The sequence below is a fragment of the Streptomyces ovatisporus genome (assembly GCF_042653885.1).
GTDB lineage: Bacteria > Actinomycetota > Actinomycetes > Streptomycetales > Streptomycetaceae > Streptomyces > Streptomyces ovatisporus.
The window spans coordinates 19,497-43,010 of sequence record NZ_JBHSFH010000006.1; the positions used below are offsets into that span (position 1 = coordinate 19,497).

At 70.9% G+C, this 23,514-nt stretch carries 18 protein-coding genes; 14 read left to right on the forward strand and 4 right to left on the reverse strand.

All coding sequences use genetic code 11. From position 1 onward, the window contains the following. Nucleotides 1-5 precede the first annotated feature (5 nt). Nucleotides 6-1,100 (forward strand): chitinase, encoded by a 1,095-nt coding sequence (locus ACFPA8_RS11470; protein WP_386446389.1) that lies wholly within the window; start codon nucleotides 6-8, stop codon nucleotides 1,098-1,100. Nucleotides 1,101-1,179: 79 nt separating this feature from the next. Here the strand turns inward: ACFPA8_RS11470 and ACFPA8_RS11475 are convergent, their stop codons facing one another. Then, the gene (locus ACFPA8_RS11475; RefSeq protein WP_386446391.1) at nucleotides 1,180-1,959 is read right to left on the reverse strand and encodes a FadR/GntR family transcriptional regulator; all 780 of its coding nucleotides are present in this window, start codon (nucleotides 1,957-1,959) and stop codon (nucleotides 1,180-1,182) included. Between the two features lie 203 nt (nucleotides 1,960-2,162). On the opposite strand from ACFPA8_RS11475, the gene ACFPA8_RS11480 reads away from it, so the two are divergent. The 6 genes from ACFPA8_RS11480 (at nucleotide 2,163) to ACFPA8_RS11505 (ending at nucleotide 9,273) form a co-directional block, all read left to right on the forward strand. After that, complete coding sequence (locus ACFPA8_RS11480; RefSeq protein ID WP_386446394.1) at nucleotides 2,163-3,383, forward strand: M20 family metallopeptidase; 1,221 nt, start codon at nucleotides 2,163-2,165, stop codon at nucleotides 3,381-3,383. A 32-nt stretch (nucleotides 3,384-3,415) separates the two neighbouring features. Continuing rightward, a complete protein-coding gene (locus tag ACFPA8_RS11485) occupies nucleotides 3,416-4,873 on the forward strand; it encodes an aldehyde dehydrogenase family protein (protein WP_386446397.1) in 1,458 nt (485 codons plus the stop codon). Then, a complete protein-coding gene (locus ACFPA8_RS11490) occupies nucleotides 4,870-5,694 on the forward strand; it encodes an SDR family NAD(P)-dependent oxidoreductase (RefSeq protein ID WP_386446400.1) in 825 nt (274 codons plus the stop codon). Before ACFPA8_RS11485 ends, ACFPA8_RS11490 begins: the two co-directional genes overlap by 4 nt. An 89-nt stretch (nucleotides 5,695-5,783) precedes the next feature. After that, on the forward strand, nucleotides 5,784-6,143 hold the full coding sequence (locus ACFPA8_RS11495) for a DUF3311 domain-containing protein (RefSeq protein ID WP_386446403.1): 360 nt from the start codon (nucleotides 5,784-5,786) through the stop codon (nucleotides 6,141-6,143). Continuing rightward, nucleotides 6,140-7,663 (forward strand): sodium:solute symporter family protein, encoded by a 1,524-nt coding sequence (locus ACFPA8_RS11500; protein WP_386446406.1) that lies wholly within the window; start codon nucleotides 6,140-6,142, stop codon nucleotides 7,661-7,663. The genes ACFPA8_RS11495 and ACFPA8_RS11500 overlap by 4 nt, the downstream gene beginning before the upstream one ends. Next, the gene (locus tag ACFPA8_RS11505; protein ID WP_386446409.1) at nucleotides 7,660-9,273 is read left to right on the forward strand and encodes an amidohydrolase; all 1,614 of its coding nucleotides are present in this window, start codon (nucleotides 7,660-7,662) and stop codon (nucleotides 9,271-9,273) included. Before ACFPA8_RS11500 ends, ACFPA8_RS11505 begins: the two co-directional genes overlap by 4 nt. 33 nt (nucleotides 9,274-9,306) lie before the next feature. Here the strand turns inward: ACFPA8_RS11505 and ACFPA8_RS11510 are convergent, their stop codons facing one another. Both ACFPA8_RS11510 and ACFPA8_RS11515 read right to left on the reverse strand, forming a co-directional pair. After that, nucleotides 9,307-9,651, reverse strand: a complete 345-nt coding sequence (locus ACFPA8_RS11510; protein WP_386446412.1) for a DUF3140 domain-containing protein — start codon at nucleotides 9,649-9,651, stop codon at nucleotides 9,307-9,309. Beyond that, nucleotides 9,648-9,869 (reverse strand): hypervirulence associated TUDOR domain-containing protein, encoded by a 222-nt coding sequence (locus tag ACFPA8_RS11515; protein ID WP_386446414.1) that lies wholly within the window; start codon nucleotides 9,867-9,869, stop codon nucleotides 9,648-9,650. The genes ACFPA8_RS11510 and ACFPA8_RS11515 overlap by 4 nt, the downstream gene beginning before the upstream one ends. 679 nt (nucleotides 9,870-10,548) lie before the next feature. Between ACFPA8_RS11515 and ACFPA8_RS11520 the strand changes: the two genes are divergently transcribed. Next, nucleotides 10,549-13,113 (forward strand): ATP-binding protein, encoded by a 2,565-nt coding sequence (locus tag ACFPA8_RS11520; protein ID WP_386446417.1) that lies wholly within the window; start codon nucleotides 10,549-10,551, stop codon nucleotides 13,111-13,113. A gap of 110 nt (nucleotides 13,114-13,223) precedes the next feature. Next, entirely contained in the window at nucleotides 13,224-14,030 is an 807-nt protein-coding gene (locus tag ACFPA8_RS11525) for a thioesterase family protein (protein WP_386446420.1), read from the forward strand. Between the two features lie 3 nt (nucleotides 14,031-14,033). On the opposite strand, the gene ACFPA8_RS11530 is transcribed toward ACFPA8_RS11525, so the two are convergent. After that, on the reverse strand, nucleotides 14,034-16,556 hold the full coding sequence (locus tag ACFPA8_RS11530; protein ID WP_386446423.1) for a beta-galactosidase: 2,523 nt from the start codon (nucleotides 16,554-16,556) through the stop codon (nucleotides 14,034-14,036). 148 nt (nucleotides 16,557-16,704) lie between these two features. Here ACFPA8_RS11530 and ACFPA8_RS11535 point away from each other — a divergent pair, with 148 nt between their 5' ends. The 5 genes from ACFPA8_RS11535 (at nucleotide 16,705) to ACFPA8_RS11555 (ending at nucleotide 23,438) form a co-directional block, all read left to right on the forward strand. Beyond that, nucleotides 16,705-17,745, forward strand: a complete 1,041-nt coding sequence (locus ACFPA8_RS11535) for a LacI family DNA-binding transcriptional regulator (protein WP_386446426.1) — start codon at nucleotides 16,705-16,707, stop codon at nucleotides 17,743-17,745. Between the two features lie 129 nt (nucleotides 17,746-17,874). Next, on the forward strand, nucleotides 17,875-19,545 hold the full coding sequence (locus ACFPA8_RS11540) for an ABC transporter substrate-binding protein (RefSeq protein WP_386446429.1): 1,671 nt from the start codon (nucleotides 17,875-17,877) through the stop codon (nucleotides 19,543-19,545). Nucleotides 19,546-19,550: 5 nt separating this feature from the next. After that, nucleotides 19,551-20,546 carry an ABC transporter permease gene (locus ACFPA8_RS11545; RefSeq protein WP_386446432.1) on the forward strand — a complete coding sequence of 332 codons (996 nt, stop codon included), beginning with the start codon at nucleotides 19,551-19,553 and terminating at the stop codon, nucleotides 20,544-20,546. Next, a complete protein-coding gene (locus ACFPA8_RS11550; protein ID WP_386446435.1) occupies nucleotides 20,543-21,484 on the forward strand; it encodes an ABC transporter permease in 942 nt (313 codons plus the stop codon). The genes ACFPA8_RS11545 and ACFPA8_RS11550 overlap by 4 nt, the downstream gene beginning before the upstream one ends. A 1-nt stretch (nucleotide 21,485) precedes the next feature. Next, nucleotides 21,486-23,438, forward strand: coding sequence for an ABC transporter ATP-binding protein (locus ACFPA8_RS11555; RefSeq protein ID WP_386446438.1), 1,953 nt, complete (start codon nucleotides 21,486-21,488; stop codon nucleotides 23,436-23,438). Nucleotides 23,439-23,514: the final 76 nt, after the last annotated feature.

Below are 23,514 nucleotides of genomic sequence, written 5' to 3' on the forward strand. Positions count from 1 at the left end.
TCTCTGTGAACGCGACCGGCGCGACGGGGAAGTGCCATGGTTTCTGCCATACCGGCGTTCTCGCGAACTTCCTTTCCGCGGGGGCGATTTCGAAGGTGCGGAAGGGTGCGATCGACGTGCGGCACCGGATGGCCCGGCTCGCAGGCGCTCTCGCCCTGGTCTGTGCGGGATGCTCAGCAGGGGGCACGCCCGCGGCCGACGACGGCGTGGAGGAGTCCGGATCTGCCGTGCACTTCGCTCCATACGTGAACGCCACCACGCCCGCCGACACGGAGACCGCGGGAACCCCCTCGGCGTACTACGTGGCGTTCGCCGTCGCGTCAGGAAGCGGTGAGTGCAGGCCCATGTGGGACGACGGGACCGCGATCGACGATGCGGCCGTGAAGAAGCGCATCGGCGCCCTGCGGGACAGCGGGGCGGACGTCCGCGTGTCGTTCGGCGGTGCCACCGGAACCGAACTCGCGGTGGCCTGCGAGAGCACCGCCGGACTCGCCGCCGCGTACGGGCAGGTGCTGGAACAGGTGGGCGCGACGACGGCGGACTTCGACATCGAGGGGAAGACGCTGGAGAACTCCGCCGCCTCGACGCGCCGGGCGAAGGCGATCAAGTTGCTCCAGCACCGGCGTCCCGGGCTGAAGGCGTCGTTCACTCTTCCCGTGATGCCCACCGGACTGACGCCGGAGGGTGCGGAGTTGCTCGAGCGCGCCGCCGGTCTGGACGTACGGATCTCTGCCGTGAACATCATGGCGATGAGTTACAGCCCGTCCCACACCGGCGACATGGGCGACTATGCGATCGCGGCAGCGCGGGCCGCGCACGACCAGATAACGCGTCTGCCGGGTATGTCCGGCACCGCCGCCTGGCGGGCCCTCATGGTGACCGTGATGATCGGCGTCAACGACATCGAGGCGGAGACCTTCACTCTGGGCGACGCAGCGCAGCTGGCCGCGTTCGCCGCGGAAAGGAAGCTGGGCGGGCTGTCCATGTGGTCCTCGGCACGAGACCGGGAGTGCCCGGGCGGCGCGAAGGCGGAGGTGGACGATGCCTGCAGCGGGGTCACCCAGACCAAGGGCGCCTTCTCGGTCGCGCTGTCGGGCTGAGTCCGTGCGGAACTGCCGCAGCTCCTACGCCACTTGAGCACCGCACGGTGTCCCGTCCGGTCCGGGCGGGACGAGACCGCTAGCTCGTACCCGCGTCCTTCTCACCCAACGCCGCCTGCAGCAGCCGCCGGTCCCCCTCGCTGACGAGATCCGCGTAGTAGTCGAACAACGCTTCCCGCCCCAGGCGCGCCGCCCCCGCGCCGTCACCGGCCCGGATCGCCTCCAGCACGCCGCGGTGATGAGCGACGGAGCGCTCCATCCAGGCGCCCGCGTCCGAGACCCCGGCGATCTTCTGCTCGATCACCCCCACCACCGCCTCGTGCACGGCACGAGCGCACAGCCCCAGCAGCGCGTTGCCGCTCGCCTCGGCGACCGCCTGGTGGAAGAGCGCGTCCGCCTCGCTGAAGGCCCGCAGACCCACCGGGCTGAGCTCCTCCATCCGTTCGATCTGCTCCGCCATACGCTCCAGGTCGCTCTCCTGCCGCAGGCAGGCGGCCAGCCGGTTGCTCTCGCCGTCCAGCACCATCCGGAACTGGATCAACTCCCCCACCGACGTCACCCGGGAACGCGTCAGCCTGCCCAGAGCGCGGCTCAGGCCCTCCGACGAGACGCCGAGAACCTCCACGCCCAGCGGATCACCCGGCCGGGAGCGCACGAGACCGCCCGACTCCAGGACCCGCAGCGCCTCACGCACCGTGGAGCGGCCCACACCGAACTGCGAGACCAGCTCCCGCTCCCCCGGCAGACGCGATCCGGGCGGGAGCACCCCGCTGACGATCCTGTTCTCGATCTCCTCGGCGACCCGCTCGTACGCACGCACCGCCCGCACCGGCTGGAACGGCACTCCCCCAGCAACCACCGCACGCCCCTTTGTCGTCGCTCTCGGCTTCAGCGCCCTGCGTCGCTCGCGGCGCCGCCCTGCCGCGGTACCGGAAGCAGATTCCGGTGCTTGCGGCTTCCTCCCCCTTGACCAACGCGCGAGCGCGCTAGGAGAGTACGGGAAATCAACTGGTCTGACCAGTCACCTGGCCTGGTGGCGAAGGCTGTGGGAGAGGCTTGTCTATGCATTCCGAATCGGGTGCCCCGCCGCGCGACCCCGTGGTCGACGCGGACGCGGCCGTGCAGCTGACCCGCGACCTGGTGCGGCTGCGCACCGTCGCCGACGCGGAGGAAGTCGAGGGCCCGGCCGTGCGGTTGCTCGCCCGGCTGTTCTCCGAGTTCGGCTGGCGGCACGAAGTGGTCGAAGTGGCCCCGGGAAGGCAGAACCTCGTCGCTGTCGTCGAGGGCGGTGGCGGCGAGGGGCCGACGCTGATGTTCGAGGGGCACACCGACGTCGTCACCGAGGGCGACAGCGCCGACTGGAGCATGGACCCCTACGGCGCGGAGATACGCGACGGCAAGCTGTGGGGCCGCGGTGCGGCGGACATGAAGTCCGGCCTGGCGGCGATGGTCCACGGCGTACGCGGACTGGAGCTGGCGGGGCCCTTCCCCGGCCGGGTCGTCCTGGGCGTGCTGTGCGACGAGGAAGGGATGATGCTCGGCGCCAAGGCGTTCGCGGCATCCCCGGCGGCGGCCGGGGTCGACGGGGTCATCGTCTGCGAGCCCGAGGGGTACGAGGTGTGCACCTCCGCCCGCGGCGGCATCCGGCTGCGTCTGGAGCTGACGGGGGTGATGGCTCACGGAGCGATGCCGCAGGAGGCCAAGTCCCCTCTGCTGGCAGGGGCCCGGATCGTCCAGGCCCTCGCCGGAGTGGAGGAGTGGGCGGTGCGGCGCTGGGGCACGCATCCGCACGCCGGAGCGGTGACCGTCACCCCGACGGTGCTGCACGCCGGGGACGCGTCCCAGCTCAACGTCATTCCGGCGCACGGCTTGGTCGGCGTCGACGTCCGTACGATCCCCGGGACGGACCACGGGGAGCTGATCGGACGCGTACGGCAGGCCGCCGGGGAAGCCGCGGCCACGGTGGGCGTGACCGTGGAGACGACCGTCGTCGACGACCGGCCCGCCGTGGAGGTGGCGCAGGACCATCCCGTCGTCGCCGCCCTCGTCGCCGGGCACCTGGGCGAACACGGCGTTCCGCCCGCCTACGGTGCCGTGCCCGGTACCACCGACGGGACGATCCTCACCCGCGACGCGGGCCTGCCGACGGTGGTCTACGGCCCGGGCGGGAAGTGGATCGCACATCAGAAGGACGAGTACGTCGAGGTGGCCGAGATAGGGGCCTACGCGCGGGTCTACGCGAACGCGGCGCGGCACTTCCTGACCGGTGGGGCCGCCCGGTGACCGCCGCGCACTCCCCGTCCGGGTCGTGCGGCGTGGCCGGCGTACCCGGCGTCCCGCCGGATCTGACCGCCGGACTGCCCGCCGGGGAGACGCTGGTGACGCCGGAGCACCGGCAGCCGGTCCACTTCCCCTTCGACGGCAGTGAGATCGCCCGCGCCCCGCTCGGTGACGAGGCAGCGGCGCGGCAGGCAGCCGGGCACGCCGCCTCGCTGCGTACGAAGGTGGGCGCACTGCCCGCACGTGTACGGCGCCGGGTGCTGCTCGGAGTCGCCGCGGCGCTGCAGGACGTCGCGGGCCCCATGGAGGACTTGCTCGTCCTGGAGACGGGCAAGCCGCGGGTGGACTGCCGTACCGAGGTGCTGCGGGCGGTGGCGACGTGGGAGGCCACTGCCGACGAGGTCTCCCGCACGCACGGGGAGACCGTGCCGCTGGACATGCTGCCCTCGGGGGACGGCATGACGGGGTTCTGGACGCGGCGGCCGGTCGGGGTGGTCGTGGGGGTGACCGGGTTCAACTACCCGATGATGCTCGCCTCCCACAAGATCGCTCCGGCGCTCGCCGCCGGATGCCCGGTCATCGTCAAGCCCGCTCCTGCCACGCCGCTGGCCACGTTGTGGCTGGTGCGGCTCGTCCGGGAGCAACTGGCAGCGGCGGGGGCGCCGGCGGGTGCGGTGCAGATGGTCACCGGCGACGCCGGTGTGGGCCGCGCCCTGACCACGCATCCACGGGTCGCCGCGGTCTCCTTCACCGGGTCGGCCGAGATCGGGCACCGCATCGCCCGGGAGGCGGCGCCACGGAAGGTGGTGCTCGAACTCGGTTCGAACGCGGCGCTGGTGGTGGCCGCGGACGCCGATCTCGACGCGGCGGCCGACGCCGTGGTCCGCGGCGGGTACTACGCCTCGGGGCAGGCGTGCATCGCCGTACAGCGTGTGATCGCCGTCGAAGAGATCGCAGGGGAGCTGGAGCGGAAGATCACAGAGCGGCTGGCCCAGGTCGTCGTCGGTGACCCGCGTGCGGAGGAGACGCGCGTGTCGGCACTCATCGACGAGGCGGCGACCGGGCGCGTCCTGCAGTGGACCGAGCGGGCCCGCGCGTCGGGGGCGCGGCTGGTGCACGGCGGGACCCGCAGCGGGCGGTGCCTCACGCCGGCTCTGCTGGCCGGGGTGCCGGACGGTCAGCCGGCGTGGGACGAGGAGATCTTCGGGCCGGTGGTGTGCCTGCGCGGGGTGCCGGATCTCGCGGCGGCCTACGCGACGGTCAACGCCAGCCGGTACGGGCTGCACGCGGCGGTCTTCACCCGGGATCTGGGTGCCGCCCTCGATGCCGTGGAGGAACTGGAGGTCGGCGGCGTCGTCGTCAACGACGTGCCGGGCTACCGCTGCGACATCGCGCCGTACGGCGGCGTGAAGGACTCGGGGGTGGGCCGCGAAGGGCCGCGGTTCGCCATCGAGGAGATGACGGTGACACGGATGGCGGTGATCCGGCGGTGACGGACGGGCGGGAGAGGGCGACGGGTTACGCGGACCTGTTCCGGCTGGACGGGCGCCGGGTCGCCGTCGTCGGCGGCGCGAGCGGCATCGGCCGGGAGTCGGCGCGGGCCCTGGCGGCGCACGGCGCCGACGTGCTCGTCGCCGACCGGGACGCGGACGGAGCGGCCGAGACGGTGCGGCTGGCTCTGCGCGAGATGCCGGCGCCGGGCACGTCAGCGGGGAAGGTGACCGCGCGCTGTCTGGACGTTCTGGACGAGGCCGCGGTGCGCGCGGCCGTACGGGACTGGGGCGCGCTGGACGGGCTCGTGGTCACCGTGGGCACCAATGTGCGCAAGCGGATCAGCGATTACACCGCGGCGGACTTCGACAAGGTTCTCGCCCTGAACCTGCGGGCGTATCTCACACTCGTGCAGGCGGTGGCGCCGGGGATGGCGGAGCGCGGGCGCGGCAGCGTCGTGGGGCTGTCGTCGATGCGGGCGTTCCAGGTGGAGGCCGGGCAGAGCGTCTACGCCGCGTCCAAGGCCGGGCTGGTGCAGCTGCTGCGGACAGCTGCCGCGGAGTGGGGTCCCAGGGGTGTGCGGTTCAACGCGGTGGCGCCGGGGGTGGTCCGTACGCCACTGACGGATCAGATCGCGGAGGACCCGCAGTGGTACGACGCGTACGCCCGGGCCTCGGCACTGCAGCGGTGGGCCGGGGCCGGGGAGATCGCGGGGGCCGTGACCTACCTCGTCTCCGACGCCTCGACCTTCGTCACGGGCAGCGTTCTGACCGTGGACGGAGGGTGGACCGCCGTCGACGGCCGTTACGAGCCGTCCGTGTGACTCTCCGTCCACGGCCGGGACGCCGGGACGGAGAACGCCGGCAGGCAACCGGCAACCAGCACTGAGCACTGAGCACTTCAAGGAGCCACATGTCCGAGAGCCCCGCACCGGGCGGGCAGGAGACCCCGCCGGTCCCGCAGGAGTCAGGCCCGCCCTCCTTCGACGCGCTGCCGGTGGTCCCGCCGCGACGCCGGATGCTGTGGCTGCTGCTGGTGCCCGCCGTGCTGTACTGCGCGGCTCCGCTGGTGGCCAACAGCATCGAGCCGCGCGTCTTCGGTGTGCCGTTCCTGCTGGCGTGGATCATCGCGGCGACCGTGATCTCCCCGCTGGTCATATGGGCGGTGGCGCGGCTCGATCCGGCCTACCGGACGGGGGCGCTCGAACCGATCCCGGTCGATGACGGTCCCCAGGGGGCCGACGGCGGCGCGGGCACGGGGGGTGCGCGATGAGCTCCTCCGCGGCGATTGCGACGTCGATCTTCGCCGTGGCGATGGTGGCCACCATCGCCGTCGGTCTGCTCAGTGCCCGCGGACGGGACAAGGGGCTGGCCGAGTGGTCGGTCTCCAGCCGCGGTCTGGGGGTGCTGTTCATCTGGCTGCTGATGGCCGGTGAGACCTACACCAGCTTCTCGTTCCTGGGCACCGCGGGATGGTCGTTCTCCTTCGGGGTGCCGATCCTCTATCTCGTGGCGTATCTGACGACGGGCTTCGCCGTGGCGTACGTCGTGGGACCCGCGTTGTGGACGTACGCCAGCCGGCACCGTCTGATCTCGATCGCGGACATGGCCGAACACCGCTTCCGTTCCCGGCCGTTGGGGATCCTCGTCGCCGTGGTGGCGACCGTCTTCATCGTCCCGTACATCCAGGTCCAGATTCAGGGCATGGGCGTCGTGGTCAACGCCATGACGTACGGGAGCATCGATCTCCGCGTGGCGGCGGTGATCTCCTTCGTCGTCGCCGAGGTCTTCATCCTGGTCTCTGGACTGCGGGGTTCGGCGTGGGTGAGCGCGCTGAAGGACGTGCTGGTCATCGCCGCTGTGGCGTTCCTCGCGGTGTACGTACCGATGCACTACCTGGACGGCGTCGGGGACTTCATGCAACGGATGGTGACGGAGAAGCCGGAGTGGCTGACCTTCCCGGGACACGACTCGGGCGGCCTGGACGGCACATGGTTCATCAGCACGCTGCTGCTGAACGCCGTGACGATCACGATCTTCCCCACGACTGTGGCCGGATATCTCAGCGCCAGGTCGCCGAACGCGCTGCGCCGTAACGCACTTCTGCTGCCCTGGTACCAACTGCTGCTGTTCATCCCGATGATGGTCGGAGCGACGGCCTTGTTCGTGATGCCGAACCTCGGCAATCCCGACCTCGCGCTGTTCTCCCTGGTGACCGATTCGCTGCCGGCACCGCTCGTCGCCGTGATCGGGGTGGCGGGGGCACTGTCGGCGATCGTGCCGATGAGTGTGTTCATGCTCGCCATCGGCACGTTGTGGGGACGGACCCTGCTGGGCGGCGGCAACGGTGCGGATCCGCGCAGCCGCCGCACGGGCCAGGCACCGGCGGACGACGTGAGGACGAAGCGGCTCTCGCAGCTCGTGTGTCTCCTGGCCGGTCTGCTGGCCCTCGCGGGCGCTCTCTTCTTCCCCAACACCCTTGTGCAGCTGTCGGTTCTGTCCTACGAGGGCCTCGCCCAGCTGGTACCCGCTGTGCTGCTGGGGCTGTACTGGCGCCGGATGACGGCTGCCGCCGCCGGCGCCGGAGCGATCGTCGGCCTCGCGGTCATGACCGCCCTGTGGGCTTCGGGCAACGACCCGTGGAACGGCGTCAACGGCGGAATCATCGCGCTGGGCGCCAACCTCGCCGTGACCTGCGCCGTCTCGCTGCTGCGGCCCGGGACGGACCGTCCTGCCACGGCGGGACGGTCCGAGGCCGGGTCCGCGGTGGCCGCTTCCGGGGGGACTCCGTGATCAACGAGACCATGCCCGTGCTCTACCGGGCGGCTCACATCGTCAGCCAGCAGCACACGGGCGAGGAGCCGGAGGCGCTGGCCGTCGCGGACGGACGGATACGCGCCACCGGGTCCGTCGCCGGACTGCGCGACCGCTTCCCCGGCGCGCAGGAGGTCGACTTCGGCGACGCGTGCATCGTGCCGGGCCTGAACGACGCGCACATCCACCTCGCCATCGCCGCCGAGGACATGCTGCATCTGGACCTGTCGGCCGACGCCGTCCGGGACGTACCCGGCCTGCTGGCCCAGGTCCGGCACGAGGCGGCACAGGCAGCACCCGGGGAGTGGATACGCGGCAGCCGCTACGACGACACCAAGACAGGCCCCGTCACCCGCCGGGAGCTGGACGCGGCGGCTCCGGACCATCCCGTCCTCGTCGTCCAGGTCGCGGGGCACTGGGGTGTCGCCAACTCCGCCGCCCTGAAGGCCCTGCACATCGACGAGGACACGCCTCCGCCCCAGGGCGGCGACTTCGGGCGCTCGGACGACGGACGGCTCGACGGGCGGCTCGTCGAACGCGCCTTGATGAACGTCGTCTATCCCGCGACGGCGCGCGGCAACACCTCGCCGCTGCGGCCCAGTTCACCGCAGGACAAGCTGCGGGGCCTCGTCCGTGCCCAGCGGTCCTGGCACGCCGCGGGTCTCACTTCCGTCTGCGACGCGCTGATAGCGCCACAGGACACCGGCCTGCTGCACCGGGCCCGTCAGAGCGGCCAGCTCACCCTCCGGGTGGGGATGCTGCTGTCCATCGACCACTACGGCGCGGCACGCGCTCTCGGTCTCGGCAGCGGCTTCGGCGACGACCGGCTGCGGCTGGTGGGTGTCAAGGCGTTCGTCGACGGCGCGATCGGCGGACGTACGTGCCTCCTCGCCGAGCCGTACGCCGACTCCGGCGGGCACGGGCTGCAGACCACCCCGACCGAGGACCTCGCCCAGCAGGTCCACACCGTGCACGCCGACGGAAACCGCATCGGCGTGCACGCCAACGGGGACGCCGCGATCCGGCTCGTCCTCGACGTCATGGAGGACGCTCAACGCCGCACTCCCCGGCCGGGGTTGCGGCACCGGATCGAGCACTGCAGCGTGATCGACGCGGACATCGTCGAGCGGATGCGCGCGCTGAAGGCGATCGCTGTGCCCTTCGCGGGGTATGTCGGTTACCACGGCGGCTCGCTGAACCGCTGGTACGGCCCGGAGCGGACGGAGCGCATGTTCGCCCACCGGGCGTTCCTCGACGCCGGGGTCTGCGTCGCCGGCTCCTCCGACTATCCGTGCGGGCCCTACCAGCCGCTGCTGGGCATGCAGTCGATGGTCACGCGGGAAGGCATGGACGACGGTGTCCCGGTCGGGCCGTCCCAACAGATCACGCCACGCGAAGCGTTGGCCGTCTTCACGCTCGGCTCGGCCGAGGCCGAGGGCACCATCGACTGCAAGGGGCGGCTGGCGCCCGGCTTTCTCGCCGACTTCACCGTGCTGGGGGAGAACCCGCTCGCGGCGGATCCGCGCGGCATCGCCTCGATACCCGTCCGGGCGACCTATGTCGGCGGTGAGCGCGTGTACGCGGCCTGACCGTACGGTGCGGAGGGAACGGGACGGCGATCCTCAACGCTGCGGATCGTGCCCCCAGTTCATCAGCGAGTACCGCCACCGTGAGTCGCCGACGTCACCCGCCGGCCGCTGTCCCAGGTGGCGGCGGACGTAGCCGACGACTTTCCGCATGTGCGCGAGGTCGTCGTCGCTGAGCTCCCGCTTGCCGGTACGCAGCAGGGCGACGATCCGCCGCCCGGAGGCATGTCCGGTGCTCTCCTCCCCGTCCCTGTGCTGCCCGGCACTCTTCGACTCGTCTGTCGCAAGCCAGTCCTCGAGCTCGTCGGCGCTCATGTTGACCGCGTCGTCGAAGTCGGCCAGGACCTTGTCGCGTTCCGTGCCGGCCTTCTGCGCGCTCACGAGGAGCGGCCCTTCTTCTTGAGGGACCCCGGCTTGTGAACGGCGGTCTTCCCGGACTTCTCGCTCTCCACTTCGTACTGGGGTTCTTCCGGTGACGCGTCGACGGTCCGGCCACCGGCCCGCGTCCGTTTCGTGATCTTGTTCTTGACCGTTCCGACAGCCGTGTTCCCGTACGTCTTCCAGCTCACCCGGTCGCCCTTGCGCAGTCTCCTGGTCATGGCGGGCTCCCCCTTCTGCTGTACGCACGATTCGTCTTCTGCTGTACGTGCGATTCGCCGCCCGGGTGTCCTCGTCGGAGCCGGGCATGCGCCTGCCGGGTCAGAGCCTGGCTGAGCAGCGCGTCTCGCGGTATGCCGCTCCGGTACGGGCTCGTCACCGCAGGCGGTACCGCCTGTCGTACCGGACGGTGACCGATCGTGCCGGGCAGTGAGCGGACGGATCCGTCCGTACCGCAGCAGGCCCGGCAGGACGCCGTCCTCCGAGGGCCCGGGGAAGATCGGAAGCGTCCCGTCAAGATGTGTGGAGGGGACTTGTCGAAGTTCGCACGAAGTGGCCACCGGATGAGCACACGGTGGTAGTGGTGTGTCTGTGATCTGCGGCTTCGGTGTGCAGCCAGGCTCTCACCGCGACGTACGGGACTCCGGTCGACCGGGAGCGGTCGCGAGGGGCCGGACCGTGGCCGAGTGCCGCAGACGCGGGTGACCTCGACTGAACAGGTAGACGGACAGGACCAGCCGGAAGACTGCCAGAGCGAGGGCATCGCTGGTGTGCGCCGGAGTGCGCCGTCCTTCACCCGGGAGGGCCGCTCCGCCGGAAGTGACCGTGAGCATGGCCGCTGACCAGCGCCGGGGCCGTCGGGGCCGCGACGCTCAGCCCGAGGCGTAGGGGGCAGTACCGGTGTGGAATCGCGCAGCGTCGGTGGAGTACGCAGGGCGGGTGGGCGTCGGCTGCGTCGTGGCACCCGGAGTCATCCTCACGGCTCGCCGCATGGTGGAGCCCACCGCGTCGGAGTCCGTGGGCGAGCCGCGCATGGTGCGCGTCCTCAACAACGGCGGGTCGGGTCCACGCGCCGAGGCCGAAGTGGCCTGGCGGCGCGGTGAGGCGGCGCTGCTCCGCTGCCGTCCCAGGGACCTGGGCCAGGAGTTCACGCCCGTGCGGTGGGGGGAGATGACCTGCACCAACCCCGCGACGCCACCGCAGTGTTCGGCCCTGGGCCTCGCACCGTCCGGGATGCGCTCCCTCACGTCCGGTGCGCAGCCGGACGAGCATGCCGGGTGGCAGGAGCCGAGCGGGCCGGAGCCTCTCAAGGCGCCTGTCCACGTCGACATCGACACCGTGGCCAACGCCTCCCCCGCCTACGGGCTGCACCTTGCGCTGCGGCCCTCCCAGCACCTGGACGGTCAGGCCTTCTCGCCGTGGCAGGGCATGTCCGGCGCGGCGGTCTTCTGTGCGGACCTGCTGATGGGCATGGTCGCCCATGCGCCCGGAGCGAGCCTGCACAGCCGCGTGGAGGCCGTGCCCGCACGGCAGTTGCTCGAGGACCGCGGGTTCTGCGACATCATCGAGGAGGCCTGCGGAAGCAGGCCGCGTCTCGAAGCGGCGGACCTCGACGGTCTCTTCGACAGTCTTCCTCAACCGGCCGCGGCGGCTTCGTACTTGCTGGACCCGCGGTCCGAAGTCGTCGACTTCATCGGTCTCGACACCGAGATCAACACGCTGACCGACTGGTGCCACACCCGCGAGGGCGTAAGCGTCGCCGCCGTCGAGGGTCCGGCGGGCGTCGGGAAGAGCCGTCTGGGGGCGGAACTGGCCCGCCGCCTGAGCGAGCGCCGGCCCGAGGCCGAGCACCAGCCGGGAAGCGCGGACATCCCGTGGACCGCGGGTTTCCTCTCCGGGATCCCGGGCCAACAGCCGCCTCCCTACGGCATGTTCCGGCAACTGACCAGGCCCGCGCTGATCATCGTCGACCAGGCCGAGACACGCCTCGCACAGGTCGACCAGCTGCTCTCCGCGCTCGCCACGCACGACCGGCCGCAGCACCGCATCCGCGTTCTGCTGCTTGCCCGTTCGACCCACAGCTGGTGGCACAGGCTGCAGGACCATTACCGCGGGCTGGTGCTGGACCCGCCGATCGGTCTGGACTCCGACGCCCTCTACCGCCATCACACTCCCGCGCAGATCCAGGAACTCGCGGAGATCGACTTCAGCAAACGGATCCTCACCCTGCACCGGGCGGGCACCCCCGACGACTGGGACGCCTACCAGGCCGCCGATCAGCGTGCGACGGCCGCCGCGCACACTCCGCCGCCGCAGACGGCGACCGTCACGAAGAGCGCGCCCCCGCACATCCTCACGCTGCACATGGACGCGCTGACCAGCGTCCTGCTCAACTCCCCCGGTGAGCTGACCGATTCGCTGCCCGCGACGCTCACGCTGATCGAGCACGAAACCACCTACCTCAAGCGCGGCGCCGCCAAGCAGGGCCTCCCCCACGCCCACCCCCATCTCCTCCAGGCGCTCACAGCCCTCCAGGCGATGGCGGGCGCCGAGACGGAGGAAGAGACCACCTCGCTCATCCAGACCGCCTGGCAGTTCCATCACCGTCCCCACCCCGCGCCTCTGGACGAACAGACCCTGCACAAGCTGCACCGGACGCTGCGCGAGTGCCATCCGCCGCTGGACGGAGGAAGCTGCGGCAGCACCGGCCCGCACGCGCTGACGAGCGCGCTCATCGACCGCCTGGAGAGAGACACCGGCACCTTCCTCCACCACGCCCTGACCTCGCGGTACATCAGCGCCGGTCAGCGCCGGCGCAGCCTGACCACTCTCGCCCACACCCTCACCGCCCACCCCCATCTCGCCCCCCACATCGCGCACACCATCGCCGTCAACTCCGCGCTCCTCGCCGTCCCCGCCACGCACATCACCGAGCACCTCCCCGAGAACACGAGGGAGAAGTGGCTCAAGACCCTGCACGCCGCCGCCGCGCAGCGGCAGAGGGAGGCGTACGAGCGGCAGCGGGAGGCTGAAGCCCGCAGGGAGGCCGAGGCGCAACGGGCCGCGCGCGAAGCAGCCGCCGCACAGGCGAAGACCACCGTCACCACGCCAGGGGAAACCCTCGTACTCGGCCAGGCGGCCGTGCGGGGAGATGTCACCGTGCAGCAGCAGGCCCCCACCCCCGCCCACGCCGCCGTGAACGGCAACGGGACGGGTGGCGAGTCCCTCGTGCAGGAGCGCGTCGTCGCGAACGGGCACCCGCGGCACCCCGGGGCACCCGTCCCTCCCGCCCCCACCCCCCAAGGGAGGACCGGCCCCCCGCCGGCCCCCTCCAGCCCGGCGCCGCAGCGGCGCCGGCGCCGCAGGAGTCTGCGCGACCCGAGCGTCCCCGCGCTGCTCGTCATGATCACCGTCCCCCTCGCCATCCTCGTGACCGTCGTCTGGGCCACGCTGCAGCGCACCTGAGCGGCCCGGCCCGGCAGTTGGCCGCGGGGGCGGGCGCGCACGGGTGCGCCGAGGTGCCGGATCCGCCGCCCCCGTAGGGTGATTGCCGTCGTCAGGGCGGGAGAGCAGCAGTGGATGTGCAGGAGAGCAGTGCCGAGGCCTTCTTCGAGCAGGACGGGGACGCGCGGTACGTACCCACCGGATACACCCGTGGTCCCTGGGGCGCGGACAGCCAGCACGCCGGACCTCCTGCGGCGCTGCTGGGACGGGCCGTGCTGCAGCGGGAGGGCGCCCGGGAGGACATGCATCTGGCCCGGATCACGTTCGAGATCATGAGCCCGGTGCCCCTGAAGCCCCTGGAGGTGACCACGCGTGTGCTCCGGGAGGGACGCAGCGTGGAGCTGGTCGAGGCGTCCTTGACACCGGAGGGCGGACGGGAAGTCATGCGGGCGAGGGCGTTGCGCATCCGCTCGGAGCCGGGATCCGTGCCCGAAGTGGTCAGCGGGCCTGTCGTTGCGCCGCCCGCGAGTTCGGCGGCGCAGCCGTTCTTCGACGTGCCGTGGGAGAAGGGGTATCACACGGGGATGGAGTTCCGGTTCGCCTCGGGCTCCTTCCTCGAGCGGGGGGCGGCGGCCTGCTGGCTGCGGATGAGAGTGCCGCTGGTGGCCGGTGAGAAGACAGCTCCCCTGGACAGGGTGCTGATCGCCGCGGATTCGGGAAACGGGGTGAGCAACGTGCTGGACTTCTCGCGGCACATGTTCGTCAACCCGGATCTGACCGTGCATCTGCACCGGTATCCGTGCGGCGAGTGGGTGTGTGTCGACGCCACCACCAGCATCGGCGGAGCCGGGGTGGGCATGGCGGAGTCCGCGCTCCACGACGAGCGCGGACCCATGGGACGGGGCGTGCAGAGCCTGTTCGTCGCGGCACGCCCCTGAACGTCAGGTGAGCTGGATGCGCAGGGCCCGTCCCGCCCGGCCGCCGGACCAGGTGACCAGCTGACCGCTTCCGGTGGGCGACACCTCGGCGTCTCCGTCGACGGTGACGCGCCTGGCAGTCTCCACCAGCGCCCTGCCCGCACCTTCCCCCCGCCGGAGCAGCACGGTGGAGCTGTCGCCGGCGCCGTCCAGTTCGGCTGTGGACCAGCGCAGCACCGCCCCGTCGAGGCGTACGTCCAGCGGCAGCATCAGGCCGCTGCGGGCGGCCAGCCGGAAGCGGAAGCCGTCGGCCACGGACGTCCCCCCGACTGCGGCTGTGAAGTTCTGGGCATGCGGCGCGACGTTGACCAGGTGCAGCAGTCGCTGACCGCTGCCGTCGGCCGTGGTGGTGGCCACCAGGCCGGGTGTCGCACCGTCGAGTGTGACGCGCCGCCCGACTCCGAGACGGGCCGCCAGCCCCCGCCAGAAGTCCAGATGGCAGGGATAGTCGCAGGCCACCACCAGCGCTCGTCCACCGCCGTCCAAGGTGACGTCGAGGGCGGCCGGTGAGCCGTCGGTGACGTCGAGGGCCAGCGGCTGTGCCGTGCTTCCCGGGGCCGTCCGCAGGCGCTGCAGGAAACCGGTCCGCACTTCCGGCTGCTTCGCGATCCAGTCGGTGGCCCGTACGGAGGGGAAGTAGCCGACAGTGCCCTCGACCGTGGCGTCGGCGGTGAGTCCGAGCGCGTCGGCCAGGGTGGTGCAGGGCGTGCCGTCCTCCTCGTGCGTGGGCAGGAGTCCGTGCAGCAGCAGCCGCCCGCCGCCCCGTACGAAGGCGGCGAGCCGCTCCTGCACCGGCCGGCCGAGGACCGGCGGGGACGCCAGTGCGACAGCGGGTCCTGCGGGGTCGAGGCGGGAGCCGGCCGAGTGCGGTGCGGCGGAGAGGTCCACGGCGCGGAACGAGTGGCCGCTCAGCAGCAGTGCGCGGGCCAGCACGTCGCGCGCGCCCATGCCGCGGAAACGCTCCAGTTCGCGCACGAGGCGGCGACGGCCCTGTGCTGCGGGATGGGCGTACTCGGTCAGGTAGTGGTCGGGAACGTAGCCGAGGACGACGTCGTCGTGCTCCTCGTCCATGGCGGCGAGGAGGTGTTCGGCGCCGATCACTGCGCGTACGGCGCTGCGCGTCGCGTCGTAGGTGCTGCTGGGGCGGCCCTCCGGGTCGAGCGGGGCGGCGAAGCCGTGCCGTTCGCCGGTGAAGGCGATGCGGTCGTTGCCGTCGCCCACGGGTTCGTCCAGGGGCGGGTTGTGACCGCCGGCGAAGAGGTAGTAGTTGATCAGACGGTTGCCCTGGGCCACGCACAGACGCGTCTTGAGCTCCGTGGTCTCCGGGGAGACCAGGCTGCCGAGGTCCTCTCCGTAGTCCCCCGTGCCCGCTTCGAACTCCAGTGACGTCAGGGGCTGTTCGGCGTCGTGGACGGCGGCCATGAAGGCGTTCATCACGTACAGGTCGGGGACGTTCTCCACGGTCAGTTCGCCGATGTAGTGGTCGGAGCCGGAGGTGGTCTGCGGACGGCCCGCGTAAGCGGCGGAGAGCTGGCTGACGGCGATGGGGAAGGTACGGCCGCGCCCTTCGGACGTACCGTGCAGATTGACGAGGAAGGGCACGCCGTCGATGCCGTGTTCCCGGGCGGAGTCGCTCAGCCGCCGCACGTACTCGGCGTAGCGCTCGCGGTGGTGGACACCGAGGTCGTGGTGGAGGGCCAGCTGCTGAGCCTCGGTGCCTCCCCGGGTGCCGCCGCTGCGCCACCACGCCGCCCATGCGGCGGTGTCGCCGGGGTCGGCGCCGTAGCGCGTGACCGCGCCCCGGCGGCCCCAGCGCGCTTCGGCCCGGGAGGCCAGGGCGGCGAGTGAACCGTCCGTCAGCTCGGGGGTGTTGGTGACCCAGGAGAGCATGCCGACTTCGTTGTCGAGCTGCACCGCCGCGACGGGCCCGCCGCGGGTGGTGAGGCGGTCGGCGAGGACGGGCATGACCGCGGCGTACCAGCGTTCGGCTTCGCCGAGGTAGCCCGCATCGAGGTAGTCGAGCGTCTCGGTGGGGCCGCGTTCACCGTCCCAGCCCGGCGGGCGCGCCCCCGGGTGCTCGCGGTAGACGCGGAAGGGAATCCCTTCGTTCTTGAGTTCCGCCATGATGAACGGGCCGGGGCGTGCGATGACGAACAGGCCCAGCCGGGCGGCGAGTTCGAGGAACCCGACGAGGTCGCGGTACTCGCTGGTGCGGCCCTCCAGATCGATTTCGCCGGTTGCCGTCTCGTGCACGAGCCACGGCATGTAGGTTGCCACCGCGGTGCATCCGGCGGCGGCCAGCTTCCCCAGCCTGTCGGCCCAGTCGCCGCGTTTCAGGCGGAAGTAGTGCACCTCCCCCGCCATCAGGATTCTCGGTACTCCGCCGACCAGGAGCCGGCGGCTCTCCAGCCGCACCTGTCCGGTCGGCAACTCCTGGGCGTGCGGCGGGCGAGCGGTGTGACGGCCTGCGGTCTGTGGTGTGGTCACGGAAGGGTCCTCACCGTGGTGCGGTTCGAATCGGGCGGTCGCGCCCAAGGCGTGCGTGCTCAGGTCTTGCCACTGCGGAAGGGATCTGCTTAGGTTCCTGAAACCGGTCTCAGGAAACCGGTTTCAGAACCTATCCGGAGCTTCTTCGATGAGCAACAGTCGCGTGAACGTTCGTTGGGTGGCCGAACAGGCCGGCGTGTCACCCGCTACCGTCTCGCGCGTCTCGCGCGGATCGGCCCAGGTCTCGCCGGAGCTGCGCGAGCGGGTCATGCGGGTCATCGAGGAACACGGCTACCGGCCCAACCACTTCGGGCGGGCGCTGGCCGAGAAGCGGCACGGCTCGCTCGGCCTCGTCTTCCCGGGGCTCTCGGGCCCGTACTTCTCGGAGCTGATCCAGGGCTTCGAGTCGGAGGCCCTGGAGACCGGCGACCAAGTGCTGCTGCTCTCCTCGCACTACCGCTCCGACACCGACGCGAAGGTGCTCGATCTCGCCGGCAGGGTGGACGGAATGGCCATCCACGCCGGGACGGTCTCCGACGCCATGGTCGAGCGCGTCTCCCAGTCGATCCGCGTGGTGGTGATGGCCGACAAGGCCGGACCCGCGCACGCCTCGGTGAGCACCGACAACAGCACCGTCGGCACCCTCACACGGCACATGCTCGTCGAACACGGTTACCGCAGGCTCGCGTTCGTCGGCACACCGGAGGGCTCCCCCGATGTGACGGCCCGCTGGGAGGCCTTCCTCGCCGCTCACGCCGAGGCGGGCAGGCAGCCGCCCGCCGGGCCCACGCTCGTCGGACTCGCACAGGCCGACGGCGCAATCGCCGCGCAGAAGCTCCTGGACTCGGGTGAGGAGCCGCCCGAGGCCGTGGTCTGCGCCAACGACGAGACGGCCCTCGGGCTGATCCTCGGGGCGCTCGGCCGCGGTCTGCGCGTTCCGGAGGACATCGCCGTGACCGGCTTCGACGACATGCCCATGGCGGCGCTCGTCCAGCCCGGGCTGACCACGGTGCGGCAGCCCGTACGCGAACTGGCCACCACCACGGCCCGGTTGCTGCACGCCCCGCTGACGCAGCGGGACGGCGACACCCTTCTGAAGACGGACGTGGTGCTGCGTGGATCGTGCGGCTGCCCGGACAGGCCCTCCGGTACGTCCAGCCGGGACGGCCTCACCGGTGGTGACGGCTGAACTGCCACTGCCCACCACGGGGGGGAGCCGGGCTTCGCCGCCACCGGGCGGGCCCCCGGCACGCACGTGACCGACCACAACAGCCGGCGCGCACAGACACGCCGGTAGCACCGATGGAGGTACTCGACGATGAGTCGACCACGGAGCACGACCACCGCCCTCGTGGCGGGCACCGCAGTTGTCAGCCTGCTGCTCTCGGGCTGTACGGGCACCGAGGGGGCGGGGGAAGCAACCGGCGCCGGCGGCAGGATCGACTACCTCAACCTCGGTGACTTCGGCGGCGGCGCGGCGCCGAAGCCCAACTACAACCCGTACCTGGACGCGTTGGAGCTCAGCTCCACGCAATACATGTACGAGCGGCTCTACATAGTCGAGGGCAACAGCTGCAAGGAGAAGCCGTGGCTGGCCAGCGCCTATGAGTGGGAGGACCCCGAGACCCTCGTCTTCGACATACGCCCGAAGGTGAAGTGGAACGACGGCAAGGCATTCACCGCCGAGGACGTGGCCTTCACCTTCGACATGCTCAAGAAGCATTCGGCCCTGGACACCACGGGCAGCGCGGCGAAGCTGAAGTCGGTCGAGGCCCGGGGCGAGAAGGCCGTCTTCACCTTCAAGGAGCCGGGCGCCTCCGCCTTCACCTCCATCACCGAGGTCCCCATCGTCCCGGAGCACATCTGGTCGAAGGTGAAAGACCCGACCACGTTCACCAACGCGAAGAACCCGGTCGGGACGGGCCCGATGAAGATGAAGTCCTTCAGCCCGAAGCAGCTGGTGACCGAGCGCAATCCCCGCTACTGGCAGGCCGACAAGGTCAAGGTCAACGAACTGCGCTTCAACAAGACCGACGCCGGGGGCCAGGTCGAGCAGCTGAAACTGAGCCGCGGCGAGTACGACCAGCAGGGCCTGTACGTCCCGGACATCGAGAAGACGTACGTCAAGCGCGACCCGGAGCACCACAAGTACTGGTACGCGCCGGGCGGCGCCGTGAGCGTCTACATGAACCTCACCAAGGCGCCCTTCGACGACGTGCGCTTCCGCCGCGCGCTGACCAAGGCGTACGACCACCAGAAGGTCGTCAGCAAAGCGCAGCTGGGTTACGTCACGCACGCCAGCCAGAGCGGTCTCATCGTCCCCGGCCAGAAGGACTTCCTGCCCAGGGGCCTCCAGGATGAGGGACGCATCGGCTACGACCCGAAGGCGGCGAGCTCGGCGCTCACCAAGGCCGGGTACAAGCGCGACTCCGAGGGCCGGCGGCTGGGCAAGGACGGCAAGCCGATCTCGTTCAGCTTCAAGGTCCCCGGTTCGTACAACGACTGGGTGGCCTCCGCCGAGATCCTCACCGACAACATGAAGGCGCTGGGCCTCCAGGTCGAGATGGAGACGCCGACGCCCAAGTCGCAGGAGGAGGACCGCGCGACGGGCAACTACGACATGACCTTCGGCGTCCTCCCCGGCAGCTGCAACAACTACAACAACTTCGCGGATCCGCTGAGCAGCGAGAAGACCGCTCCCGTCGGTGAGAAGGCCCCCAGCAACACGGTGCGCTGGAAGGACGCGCGGACGGACAAGCTGCTGAAGCAGTTGCGGCTCACCGTGGATCGTGACGAGCAGGAGAAGGCCGTGGCCGGGCTCGTCGACGTCATGATGACCGACGTGCCGATGATCCCGATCTGGTACGGCGCGAAATGGTTCCAGTACAAGACCACTAAGGCCGTGGGCTGGCCCAACGAGAACGACCCCTATGCGGCCGCCGGCGACAACCTCGTCTGGCTGACCCACCTCAAGCCCGCCAGGGACTGACTCTCATGACGTTCTTCGTCCGGCGTACCGGCTTCTTCCTCGCGACCCTGTGGGCGGCGGTGACGCTCAACTTCCTCATCCCCCGGCTCGAGCCGGGGGACCCGGCAGAGGCGCTGCTGGCCCGGCTGACCAGCAGGACCGAGGCGGTCGACCCCGCCCAGCTCGCAGCTGTACGGAAGTTGCTCGGCACGCCGGACGGGAACCTGCTCCAGCAGTACTGGGAGTATCTCGGCGCCCTCGCACAGGGCCACTTCGGCGTCTCCTACACCTACTACCCGTACTCGGTGACGGACGTGATCAGCGAGGCGATGCCGTGGACCCTGGTCCTCGTCGGTGTCACCCAGATCCTCTCCTTCGCGGTGGGCACGGCGCTCGGCGCGTGGGCCGCCTACCGCCGCAACAGCAGGACCGACTCCCTGATCACTCTCGGGTCCACGTTCATCGGCACGCTCCCGTTCTTCTGGATCGGCCTGCTGCTGATCTTCGTCTTCGCCATCACTCTCAACTGGTTCCCCGAGGGCGGCGGTTACGGGGGCGGCAGTCAGCCGGGCTGGACCTGGCTGTTCTTCTCCGACGCCTTCCAGCACAGTGTGCTGCCCGCCGTGTCACTGCTCATCACCGGCCCCATCGGCTGGATCCTCGGGATGCGCAACAACATGGTGCAGAACCTCGGCGAGGACTACGCGCGGCTGGCCCGCGCCAAGGGCCTGCCGAAGCGGCGCATCGCCCTCACCTACGGGGCACGCATCGCGATCCTGCCCAACGTGACGGGATTCGCCATCGCGCTGGGCAGCATCCTCGGCGGCACCGTGCTCGTCGAGAGCATCTTCAACTACCCGGGAATGGGACGGCTGTTGCTGGAGGCGGTGTCCAACAAGGACTTCCCGCTGATGCAGACGCTGTTCCTGTTCACCACCGTCGGCGTGCTGGTCGCGAACTTCCTCGCCGACATCGCGTACGGGTTCCTCGACCCGCGCGTCAGGCGGAAGGAGGCAACATGACCACCGCCCCCGGCAACGCGCCGATCGCCGCCCCCGCCCCTCCGGGCGACACCGAAGGCGTGGGGGTCGCGGCACTCGACGCGGGCAGGTCCCGGAGCATGCCCGGTTGGTTCGTCATCCTGTGGCGCAACGGCAAGTGCCGTGTGGGGCTGCTGATGCTCGCGGCGTTCACGCTGATCGCCGTGTTCGCCCCGCTCATCGCGCCGTTCGGCCCGCGCGTCGAGGAGTTCGCCACCTCGGAGGTGCCCTCGGGTGCGCACTGGCTGGGCACGACCGCCCGGGGCGAGGACGTCTTCTCCCAGCTCGTCTTCGGGGCACGCACGTCGCTGCTCGTGGGCGTCGTCGCGGGGGTGCTGAGCACCCTGATCGCCGTGGCCGTCGGGCTCACGGCCGGATACCTGCAGGGGGTGGTGGACGAAGTGCTGTCGTTCTTCATCAACCTCGGCCTCGTCGTGCCGGTGCTGCCACTGATGATCACGCTGGCCGCCTACGCGCCGGTGAAGGGGCTCTGGCTGATCATCGTCGTGATCACGGTGACCGGCTGGGCCCACGGTGCCCGCATCAAACGCGCCCAGATCATCACGCTGCGCACGCGCGACTACGTCACGGCGGCGAAGTTCGCGGGTGACAGCACGGCGCGCATCATCACGTACGAGATCGCGCCCAACATGATGTCGCTGATCGTCGTCGGGTTCATGGGGTCGGCCCTCGGAGCGATCGGCGCGGAGTCGGGGCTCGCGTTCCTCGGCCTGGGCGATCCGCAGACCGTCAGCTGGGGAACGATGCTCAACCAGGCCAGCCTCGGCGGAGCCATGACCACCGGACAGTGGGCCTGGGTGGTCGCGCCAGGGCTTGTACTGGCGCTCCTGGTCACCTCGTTCACGCTCGTCAACTTCGGCGTCGACGCGCTGAGCAACCCGCACCTGAGGGAGGACTGAGATGACCCTGCTCCAGGTCGAAGACCTCAGCGTCACCTACCGTCCCCGTGACTCGGCCGCCGTGCGGGCGGTGGACCACGTCAGCTTCACCGTCGGCGAGGGTGAATTCGTCGGCCTGCTCGGGGAGTCGGGCTGCGGCAAGTCGACACTCGGGCACGCGGTGCTGCGGCTGCTGGAGAAGCCCGCCTCGATCACCGGCGGACGGATCACCTTCGACGGCCGCGACGTGACCCACCTGGACGAGGAAGAGCTCCGGCCGATGCGCTGGGCCGACCTGTCCACGGTCTTCCAGTCGAGCATGAACTCGCTCAACCCGGTCATCACCGTGCGCGAGCAGTTCGCCGACACCATCGCCGCCCACCCCGAGGTGGCCGGCGAGAAGGCCGACGTCGACCAGCGGGCGGGCGAACTGCTGGAGATGGTCTCCCTCGACCGCGGCGTGCTGCGCCGCTACGCGCACGAGCTGTCCGGCGGCATGAAACAGCGTGTCGCTCTGGCTCTCGCCCTGCTGCTGCGGCCGCGTTTCGTGCTCCTGGACGAGCCGACGACGGGCCTGGACGTCGTGGTGCAGCGCGACATCCTGGACCGGCTGCGGGAGTTGCAGCGCAGGCTCGGGTTCGCGGTGCTCTTCATCAGCCACGACCTGGGGACGGTCATGGAGATGGCCGACCGCGTGATGGTGATGTACGCCGGTGAGATCGTCGAGAACCAGCCCGCGGCCGACATGGTGGCGGGGCAGCTGCACCCCTACAGCGTCGGTCTGCTCGGCTCGTACGCCGACCCCCGCGACGCAGCCGTCGAAGTCGCCTACACGCCGGGGCGGCCGCCGGACCTGTCGCGTCAGCACGACGGGTGCCTGTTCGAGCCGCGCTGTCCGGTCGCGGTCGACGCCTGCCGGACGCACCACCCCCTGCTCCTGCCCGTGGGGAGCGGCGAGGCCAGGTGCCTGCTGCTGGAGGGGACCTCCGACCGGGCCGCCGACAGCGTCGGGCCGGGAGCCGCGGTGGCGGCGGGAGCGGCGGCGCCCGTGCGGAACGTGGCTGTCTTCTCCACGACGGCCGATGCCCGGGGACGGACGGGCGGGGAGCCGGTCATGGTCGTCGAAGCCGTCAGCAAGACCTACCGCACCAAGCGTGGGTTCGCCTTCACCTCCACCCCCGCCGTGCGGAACGTGTCGTTCACGCTGCGGCCGGGACGGGTCAGCGCCCTGGTCGGGCAGAGCGGATCGGGCAAGTCGACCATCGCCCGCCTGCTCACCGGGGTGGAGCGGCCCAGCGGGGGCAGCGTCCACTTCAAGGGCACCCGCGTGGACCGGCTGCGGCGCCGCGCGCTGCGCCGCTACCGGCGGCACGTCCAGCTCGTCTTCCAGGACCCGTTCTCCGCGCTCAACCCGACACGGACCCTCGCGTACGCGCTCAGCCGGCCGCTCCGCAACCACCTGGGGATGGACGGCAGGCAGGCGCGGAAGCGGGCAGCCGAGCTGCTGGAGACCGTCGGACTCAGCCCGGCAGGACAGTACTTGGACAAACTGCCCAGTCAGCTCTCCGGAGGGCAGCGGCAGCGGGTCGTCATCGCCAGGGCACTGGCGCCGGAGCCGGAGGTGCTCATCGCCGACGAGCCCATCTCGATGCTCGACGTCTCCATCCGCGCCGAAATCCTCGAACTCCTCGACACGTTGGTGCGCGAGCGCGGCATCGCCATGCTCTACATCACCCACGACCTGCTCAGCGCCAGGCTCCTCGCCGATGAGGTGATGGTGCTCAACCAGGGATCGATGGTGGAGCACGGACCGACGCTCGAGGTGATCGGGGACGCCAAGGACCCCTACACGCGCCAGCTGCTGGCCGCGATCCCCCGGCCGGGCACGGCACGCGTGCCGGCGATGGCCGGGCCTCCTCCCGGCGCCTCGCCGGGCGGGGAGCACGGAACGGAGCAGCGACCGCCCGGGGCGTGAGCCCTGACAGGGGCGGGTGGTTCTCCGGGTGGCGCACTGGACAGGGGGGTGCGTCACCCGGTTCGGTGCTGCTCGT